The sequence below is a fragment of the Streptomyces sp. GC420 genome (assembly GCF_009916105.1).
Classification (GTDB): Bacteria; Actinomycetota; Actinomycetes; order Streptomycetales; family Streptomycetaceae; genus Streptomyces.
The window spans coordinates 1-1,655 of record NZ_JAAAXQ010000724.1; the positions used below are offsets into that span (position 1 = coordinate 1).

A 1,655-nucleotide genomic window follows, 5' to 3' on the forward strand; every position below is an offset into this window, starting at 1 on the left:
GTGCCGGGACGGCCGCCCCCGCACCGAACACCGCCGCACGGGCCGCGGCGGCCAGCGAACGGCGGTCGTGCCCCGAGGGGTCGATCGCGGGATGCGTGGTGACCCGGACGGCGACCCCGCGGGCGGCGGCGACCCGGCGCAGGGACGCCGCGAAGCTGCCCTCGCCCACATAGGCGGGGAGCGTGGTGGGGCCGCCGTGGCGGGTGTAGGTGAGGGTGACCGGGCGGACCGGGGCGCCCACGTCGAGGGCCGCCTGGAAGGTGGCCCGGCGGAACGGGCCTCCGGGCGCGGAGCACCAGGTCGTGCCCTCGGGAAAAACGATCACCGACTCGCCCGAGCGCAGCAGCGCGCCCAGTTCCCGCACGGTGTCCGGCAGGCCCCGCAGCCCTTCGCGGTCGATGAACCGGGTCCCGGCGCGCCGTACGAGCGTTCCCACCACCGGCCACCGGCCCACCTCGCGCTTGGCGAGCAGGGTGGCAGGCCGTACGGCCAGCAGCGCGAGCACGTCCAGCCACGAGATGTGGTTGGCCACGACGAGCGTGCCGGTCCCGGTGCCCGCCGTCGGCACGGCCGGCCCCTCGCCCCCGCCCAGCAGGGTGACGCCCAGGTCGGCCAGCAGGGAGCGTGCCCGGGCGCGCAGTTCCTCGCCCCGCTCGAGCCGCTCCCCGGCCGCCAGTGCCCCCGCGACCGTTCCGGCGAAGGCCGCGTACCGCCGCAGTGTCAGCGCCCGGCCGGCGTCCCGCGCCGGCTGCCCGGCGGTGACACATCCCGCCGTGCAGGGGGAGACAGCCGCCCAGGCGCTCACCGTTCCTCGCCCAGGAAGTAGCGCCGGTACCGCTCGTTCATCCGCTCCAGGTCCAGCAGCACGAAGAAGTCCGCGTCCCCGAAGTCCCGGTCGTGCGCGGGCGCCCCGCACATCCAGGCGCCGATCCGCAGATAGCCGCGCAGCAGCGGCGGCAGCGTGGCGGGGTTCGGCTCGGCGACGGGCATGCGCGGGGGCATCCAGGGGTCGTGCGGGTGCACGCGCAGCTCCGGCGGGCAGGCGTACCGCGTGGTGCCGAGCAGCCAGGCGTTGGCGGCGGCCTGCCCGCCGTCGGCGAGCGGCACCGAGGCGCAGCCGGCGAGGTAGCGGTGCCCGGAGAGCAGGACGTAGCGGGCCAGTCCGGACCACATCAGGTTGATGACCGTCCCGTCCCGGTGGTCGGGGTGCACGCAGGCGCGGCCCGCCTCGACCAGGGAGTCCTGTATGCCGCGCAGCGGGCGCAGGTCGAACTCGCCGTCGGAGTAGAGGCGCTCGGAGCGGCCGGGGGGCAGCAGCCGGTAGGTGCCGACGACTTCCCCGCTGCCCCGCTCGGTGACGATGAGGTGGTCGACGTGCTCGTCGAAGCCGTCGATGTCGTGGCCGGGGACCGGGGTGTGCAGGACGGCACCCTTCTCCTGTGCGAAGACGCGGTACCGCAGCCGCTGCGCGGCACGGATCTCCTCCTCGGTGGAGGCGATGGAGGTGACGTAGGAGCGGGTCGGCACCGCAGAGGATGCGGTGTGCATGACAGACATGGGAACGGCTCTCCGTTCATCGGAGTCGGCAGGAGCGGCGGAACCGGCACGGTCGTCGGAGCCGACGGGCCGTGTGGGGCCCGCGCCCATTGATGCCC

The 1,655-nt window shown here is 75.3% G+C and carries 2 protein-coding genes; both read right to left on the reverse strand.

What is annotated here, in order from left to right; translation table 11 throughout:
- The coding region (locus GUY61_RS38140; protein ID WP_166634867.1) for a 1-acyl-sn-glycerol-3-phosphate acyltransferase at nt 1–805 on the reverse strand (805 nt) is incomplete at its 3' end.
- Nucleotides 802–1,557, reverse strand: coding sequence for a GNAT family N-acetyltransferase (locus tag GUY61_RS38145; protein ID WP_166634868.1), 756 nt, complete (start codon nt 1,555–1,557; stop codon nt 802–804). The genes GUY61_RS38145 and GUY61_RS38140, both read right to left, overlap by 4 nt.
- Between the last annotated feature and the right edge of the window lie 98 nt (nt 1,558–1,655).